Annotated in this window: 6 protein-coding genes; 3 read left to right on the forward strand and 3 right to left on the reverse strand. The window is 73.2% G+C overall.

What is annotated here, in order from left to right; translation table 11 throughout:
• A partial coding sequence (locus MTQ10_RS25640; RefSeq protein WP_247472532.1) for a winged helix-turn-helix domain-containing protein occupies positions 1-406 on the forward strand: 406 nt, incomplete at its 5' end.
• Complete coding sequence (locus MTQ10_RS25645; protein WP_247472533.1) at positions 407-1,840, forward strand: sensor histidine kinase; 1,434 nt, start codon at positions 407-409, stop codon at positions 1,838-1,840.
• Between the two features lie 103 nt (positions 1,841-1,943).
• Here the strand turns inward: MTQ10_RS25645 and MTQ10_RS25650 are convergent, their stop codons facing one another.
• Positions 1,944-2,321, reverse strand: a complete 378-nt coding sequence (locus MTQ10_RS25650; RefSeq protein WP_247472534.1) for an ArsR/SmtB family transcription factor — start codon at positions 2,319-2,321, stop codon at positions 1,944-1,946.
• Between the two features lie 209 nt (positions 2,322-2,530).
• On the opposite strand from MTQ10_RS25650, the gene MTQ10_RS25655 reads away from it, so the two are divergent.
• The gene (locus tag MTQ10_RS25655) at positions 2,531-3,838 is read left to right on the forward strand and encodes an NAD(P)-binding domain-containing protein (protein ID WP_247472536.1); all 1,308 of its coding nucleotides are present in this window, start codon (positions 2,531-2,533) and stop codon (positions 3,836-3,838) included.
• A gap of 28 nt (positions 3,839-3,866) precedes the next feature.
• Here the strand turns inward: MTQ10_RS25655 and MTQ10_RS25660 are convergent, their stop codons facing one another.
• Together MTQ10_RS25660 and MTQ10_RS25665 are read right to left on the reverse strand one after the other, a co-directional pair.
• Positions 3,867-5,315, reverse strand: coding sequence for a SulP family inorganic anion transporter (locus tag MTQ10_RS25660; RefSeq protein ID WP_374117692.1), 1,449 nt, complete (start codon positions 5,313-5,315; stop codon positions 3,867-3,869).
• Positions 5,316-5,612: 297 nt separating this feature from the next.
• A partial coding sequence (locus MTQ10_RS25665) for a diflavin oxidoreductase (protein WP_374117691.1) occupies positions 5,613-6,769 on the reverse strand: 1,157 nt, incomplete at its 5' end.

Below are 6,769 nucleotides of genomic sequence, written 5' to 3' on the forward strand. Positions count from 1 at the left end.
CCGTCCGACCCCCCCCCCCGCCGAGAACGCACCCGGCCCCGCCCCCGCGACCACGGCGGCGAGCACCCCGAACCGGGAGACCGCGCCCCCGCCCGCCCCCGAGGGCCGCCTGCTGGAGGCGGCCGGGCTGCGCATGGACCCGCAGGCGCGGCGGGCCTGGCGGGGCAGCCGCGAGCTGGAGCTGACCCGCACCGAGTTCGAGCTGCTGGAACTGCTCGTGCGCAACGCCGGGATCGTCCTCGACCACTCCACGATCTACGACCGGATCTGGGGCTACGACTTCGGGCCCGGCTCCAAGAATCTCGCCGTGTACGTCGGCTACCTGCGCCGCAAGCTCGACGAGCCGGGCGCCCCGCAGCTGATCCACACGGTGCGCGGCGTGGGTTACGTGCTGCGGGAGGACTGAGTGGCCCGGCCTGGACGCGTCCGGCGGCCGGGACTGGCCTCCCTGCGCACCACGTTCGCGGTGTCCTTCGCGGCCGTCACCGCCGTCGTCACGGTCCTCGTCGGCATCCTGTCGTACAACGCCGCCGCCCGGCTGGTGCGGGTCGACCAGCAGTCGGTGTTCGACGAGGTCGTGCAGGACGTACGGGGTGAGGTGCGGCGCAACCGGATGACGCCGGAGGACTTCTCCTCCTCCGCGCCCGGCCATGACGTGGTCCGCCCGGCCCGGACCAATGTGCAGGTGCTCGGCCCGGACGGCACCGTCTCCGACTCCGGCCGGCCCGCGCTGCCGGTGACCGCCGCCGACCGTGAGATCGCCGCCGCGTCGGGCGCCGGGCGGATCCTCATGCACAAGGACGTCGACGTCGGCCGGGACATGTACCGCGTCGCCACGGTCTCCCTCGGCGGCGGGCGGGGCGCGGTGCAGGTGGCGCAGGAGTTCAGCGACACCGAGGATCTGCTGCGGACGCTTCAGCAGCGCACCCTCGTCACCATGGCGGCGGTCGTGGTCCTCGCCGGGCTGTTCGGCTGGTGGCTGGCCCGCCGCATCACGCGGCGCCTGGTCGCCCTGACCGCCGCCGCCGAGAACGTCGCCCGCACCCGCCGCCTCGGCATCCAGGTGCCGGTCACCGGACACGACGAGGTGGGGCGGCTCGGCCGCGCCTTCGACCGCATGCTGGGCCGGCTCGCCCAGTCGGAGGAGGACCAGCGGCGCCTCGTCCAGGACGCGGGGCACGAGCTGCGCACCCCGCTCACCTCGCTGCGCACCAACATCTCCCTGCTGCGCCGCATCGACGAGCTGCCGCCCGAGGCGCGCGAGGAGCTGGTCGCCGACCTCGCGGAGGAGGCCCGTGAGCTGACCGATCTGGTCAACGAGCTGGTGGATCTCGCCGCCGGGCAGTCCGACAGCGAGCCGCCGCAGCAGGTCGATCTCGCCGACATCGCGGAGGAGGTCGCCGGGCTGGCCCGCCGGCGCACCGGACGCGAGATCGTGCTGCGGGCGAGCGGCGACACCACGGCGTACGGCCGTGCCGGGCTGCTACAGCGCGCCATGTCCAACCTGGTGGAGAACGCCGCGAAGTTCGACCGTGACGGTAGGGCGCCCATCGAGATCCGCGTCTCGGGCCCGGCCGTGCCGGGCGCGGTCCGTGTGGAGGTCCTCGACCGGGGTCCCGGCCTCGCCGATGCCGACCTGCTGCGGGTTTTCGACCGCTTCTACCGCGCCCCGGACGCCCGCTCCCTGCCCGGCTCGGGCCTCGGCCTGTCCATCGTCCGCGAGGTGGCCCGCGCCCACGGCGGCGTCCCCTTCGCCGCACACCGCGAGGGCGGCGGCTCGGTCATCGGCTTCACGGTGAGCGGCGCGGGCGCGGCGGCGGAGGATGCGGATGAGGCCTGAGACGCGCCCGCCGCAGCCGACGGGCTGCATGGTCTGCCCGATGCCCTCCTCGTACGACCGTGACCCCGTCACCCCCGCCGGCCCGATGACGGGGCGCGGGGTGTCAGGCGCCGGCGGAGGCCGACGCGGTCAGCAGCCTGCCCATGGCGGCCAGGACGGACGGTTCGACCCGGTAGTACACCCAGGTGCCGCGCCGCTCGGAGGTGAGCAGGCCCGCCTCCTTGAGCTTCTTCAGGTGGTGGGAGACGGTCGGCTGGGAGACGCCGACGTCGGAGATGTCGCACACGCAGGCCTCGCCGCCCGGGTGTGAGGCGACCGCGGAGAACAGCCGCACCCGCACCGGGTCGCCGAGCGCCTTGAACATCCGTGCGGCGGTCTCGGCCTCGTCCACGGTGAAGGGCCGCTCGGTGAGCGGCGGACAGCAGGGCACCACGGCGTCGGAGTCGGGTTCGATCAACGGCAACGACTGGGGGTTCGACATGCATCTATGTTGACACACGTCGAAACAAGAGCGCTGATTCGACAACTGTCTATGTTGACCGATGTCGAATCAGGTGTCATGCTGGCGGGCAGGGCATCGGTGAACATCGAAACAGAGGGGTCGCCGTGAACACACCCGCCACCGACCGGCCGGCCGCAGACCGGACACCCGTCGCCCCGGCCTCCGTCGGCCGACCGCCCGTCGTCGTCATCGGCGCCGGCCCCGTCGGTCTCGCCGCCGCCGCGCACCTCGTCGACCGCGGCCTGGAACCGCTGGTCCTGGAAGCCGGGCCCGCCGCCGGCACCGCCGTGCGCGAGTGGGCGCACGTACGGCTGTTCTCCCCGTGGGCCGAGGTCACCGACCCCGCCGCCGAGAAGCTCCTCGCCCCCACCGGCTGGACCCGCCCCGACGCCACCACGTACCCCACGGGCGGCGACTGGGCGGAGCGCTACCTCCAGCCGCTGGCCGACGCCCTCGGCGACCGGGTCCGCTACGGCGCCACCGTCACCGGCGTCGCCCGCGCCGGCCGTGACCGCATCGTCGACGCCGGGCGCGACCGGCAGCCCTTCACCGTGCACGTGCGGTCGGCCGACGGCCGCGAGGAGCGCATTGCCGCCCGCGCCGTGATCGACGCCTCCGGCACCTGGTCCCAGCCCGGCCCGCTGGGCGCCGACGGGCTCCCCGCCCTCGGCGAGGCGACCGCCGCCGACCACATCTCGTACCGCGTGCCCGACCTGCGCGACGCGCGGGTCCGCGCCCGGTACGCGGGCCGCCGTACCGCCGTCGTCGGCTCCGGGGCGTCCGCCTTCACCGCGCTGGCCGCTCTCGCCGACCTGGCGGAGGAGGAGCCGGGAACCCACGCGGTGTGGATTCTGCGCCGGGACCTCACAGGATCGACGTACGGCGGCGGTGAGGCCGACCGGCTCCCGGCGCGGGGCGCGCTGGGCCTGCGCGCCAAGGCCGCCGTGGAGGGGGGCCGGGCGAGTGCCGTCACGGCGTTCCGTACACAGGCTGTGGAACGTGATGCAGACCGGCTCGTCCTGGTCGCCGAGGACGGACGCCGCCTGGACCCGGTCGACGAGGTGATCGTCCTGACCGGTCTCCGCCCCGAACTGGCGTTCCTGTCCGAGGTCCGCCTCGGCCTCGACGAGCGCCTTGAGGCCCCGGTCGCGCTGGCCCCGCTGATCGACCCGAACGTCCACTCGTGCGGCACCGTCCGCCCGCACGGCGTGCGGGAGCTGTCCCACCCGGAGAAGGACCTCTACCTCGTCGGCATGAAGTCCTACGGCCGCGCCCCCACGTTCCTCGCGCTGACCGGCTACGAGCAGGTCCGCTCGATCGCCGCCGCCCTCGCCGGCGATCACGAGGCCGCCGAACGCGTCGAACTGACCCTGCCGGAGACCGGCGTCTGCGGCGGCGCAGGTCTGTACGACACCCCCGAGGCGGCAGACGGGGACGGGGGATGCTGCGGAGCCCCCGGGACCCTGCGGATCGGTGGCGCCGGTACCGGCTGCTGAACCGGCCCCGCCGGGCCGGCCGTCTCCGTCAGTGGCCCGTGGTCACTTCGCCGGTGAGGCGTTCGCGGAGGTCGGCGCTGGGCGTGTTCAGGCCGGTGATCTCCACCTTCTTGCCGCGCTGGGCGTACTTCGTCTCCACCGCGTCCAGCGCGGCGACCGACGAGGCGTCCCAGATGTGCGCGGCGGACAGGTCGATGACGACCCGGTCGGGATCGTTGGCGTAGTCGAAGCGGCCGACCAGCTCGTTGGACGACGCGAAGAACAGCTCACCGGTGACGGAGTACACGACGCTCGTGCCGTCCGGGTCGGTGACGGCGGTGACGTCGGCGAGGCGGGCGACCCGCCGGGCGAAGACCACCATGGCGGTGATGCTGCCGACGACGACACCGATGGCGAGGTTCGAGGTCGCGACCACGACCGCCACCGTGATCACCATGACGGTGATCTCACCGGCCGGCATCCGCCTGAGCGTCCCGGGCGCGATCGAGTGCCAGTCGAAGGTACCGACGGACACCATCACCATCACGGCGACCAGCGCGGCCATCGGAATGTCGGAGACGACCGGCCCGAACACCACGCACAGCACCATCAGGAACGCGCCCGCGAGGAACGTGGACACCCGGGTCCGCGCCCCCGACACCTTCACGTTGATCATCGTCTGGCCGATCATCGCGCAGCCGCCCATCCCGCCGAAGAACCCGGTGACGATGTTGGCGACGCCCTGCCCGATGGACTCCCGCGTCTTGGAGGAGTGCGTGTCGGTGATGTCGTCGACCAGCTTGGCCGTCATCAGCGACTCCATCAGCCCGACCAGCGCCATCGCGAGCGCGTACGGCGCGACCGTCGTCAGCGTGTCCAGCGTGAACGGCACGTCCGGCAGGCCCGGCACCGGCAGCGACGACGGCAGCTCGCCCTTGTCGCCGACGGTCGGTACGGCGATCCCGGCGGCCACCGTGATCACGGTCAGCACGATGATCGACACAAGCGGCGCCGGCACCACCCGGGTCACCCTCGGGAAGAACACCATCAGCGCGAGCCCGCCCGCCATCAGCGGATACACCGGCCACGGCACGTCGTACATCTCCGGCACCTGCGCCATGAAGATCAGGATGGCGAGCGCGTTGACGAACCCCGTCATCACCGAGCGCGGCACGAACCGCATCAGCCTCGCCACGCCCAGCGCGCCCAGCACGATCTGGAACACCCCGGCGAGGATCACGGTGGCGACCAGGTAGCCGAAGCCGTGCTCACGGTTCACCGGCGCGATGACCAGCGCGACCGCGCCCGTCGCGGCGGAGATCATGGCGCGCCGCCCGCCGACGACCGCGATGGTGACCGCCATCGTGAACGAGGCGAACAGACCGATCGCCGGATCCACCCCGGCGATCACCGAGAACGAGATCGCCTCGGGGATCAACGCCAGCGCGACGACCAGACCGGCCAGGACCTCGGTACGCCAGATCCTCGGGTCGGACATCCAGTCGGGCTTCAGACCGCGCAGACGCGCGGACGCGGACACGGCGGGGGCAGCGGAAGACAAGGGGGACGGGACCTGACGTGCTCGGGCACACCCGGGGGAGGCGTGCGGAACGTACGTGCAGCGGCGGGCGGGCCGACCGCACGGCCACGGCGGACGCCCGGCCGGACGACGCCGGATACGGCGTACGACGGCACCGGGGGCGCCATCGGCCTCGGCGGGCAACAGAAGAGCGGGCCCTGAGCCCGCACAGCCGTCCACTGTACAGCGCCCGGACGGACCCACATCCGGGCGCGGTCAGTACACGTCCCGCACGTACCGCTTCTCCGCCGCCAGGCGCCGTACGTACGCCGTCGCCTCGTCCGCGTCGAGGCCGCCGTGCGTGACGGCGATGTCCCGCAGCGCCCGGTCGACGTCCTTGGCCATGCGGCCCGCGTCGCCGCAGACGTAGAAGTGGGCGCCGTCCTGGAGCCACTGCCACAGGCGGGGCCCGTGCTCGCGCATCCGGTCCTGCACATAGATCTTGTTGCGCTGGTCGCGGGAGAATGCCAGGTCGAGCCGGTCCAGGTGCCCGGAGGCCAGATGGGCCTCCAGCTCCTGTCGGTAGTAGAAGTCGGTCGCCTGCCGCTGCTCGCCGAAGAACAGCCAGTTCGGGCCGGTGTGCCCGCGCGCCTGCCGGTCCTCCAGGAAGCCGACGAACGGCGCCACGCCCGTACCCGGCCCCACCATGATCATGGGGGTGGTGGGGTCGGCGGGCGGCCGGAAGTGCGGGGAACGCTGCACGAACACCTGCACCGGCCCGTCGTCGGCATGGTCGGCGAGATAGGTGGAGCACACGCCGAGCCGGTCGCGGCCCAGGTCGTTGCTGTAGCGGACGACGGAGACGGTGAGGCGGACCTCGCCGGGGTGGGCGAGCGGGCTGGACGATATGGAGTACAGGCGTGGCTGGAGCCGCTTGAGGACCCGCGTCCACTCGGCGGCCGATGCCCGCACCGGGAACTCGGCCACCACGTCGGCGGCCTGCCGTCCCCAGCTCCAGCGGGCGAGGGCGTCCTTGTTGTCGGGCCGCAGCAGCCGCTTCAGCTCATGGCTGCCGGTGCGCTCCACGACGAACTTCAGCAGGTCGGTGCTGATCCGGGCGATGTCGAGCCGGGTGCGCAGGGCCTCACCGAGCGGCAGTGGCGGTGTGCCGTCGCCGAGGTCGACGGGCTCGTCCGCGTCGAGCCCGGTCAGGGCGAGCCACTCGGCGACCAGCGGGGCGCCGTTGACCGGCCACACGCCGAGCGCGTCCCCGGCGTCGTAGCCGAGTTCGCCGTCGCGGGTGTCGAACGCGAACTGCCGTACCTCCTTCTGCGAGCCGGGCAGGCTGAGCAGCTTGTTGCCGACGAGGAGGGTCGCGAACGGGTTCGACCTGGAGTACGTCGCGGGAGGCGGCGCGGGGAGCGGGGCCGGGG

This window comes from Streptomyces sp. XM83C, assembly GCF_023072675.1.
Classification (GTDB): domain Bacteria; phylum Actinomycetota; class Actinomycetes; order Streptomycetales; family Streptomycetaceae; genus Streptomyces; species Streptomyces thermocoprophilus.

Bases quoted from the DNA above. Each gene is read 5' to 3' on its own strand.
- MTQ10_RS25650 (WP_247472534.1), bottom strand. From the start codon at position 2,321: ATGTCGAACCCCCAGTCGTTGCCGTTGATCGAACCCGACTCCGACGCC.
- MTQ10_RS25660 (WP_374117692.1), bottom strand. From the start codon at position 5,315: ATGTCCGACCCGAGGATCTGGCGTACCGAGGTCCTGGCCGGTCTGGTC.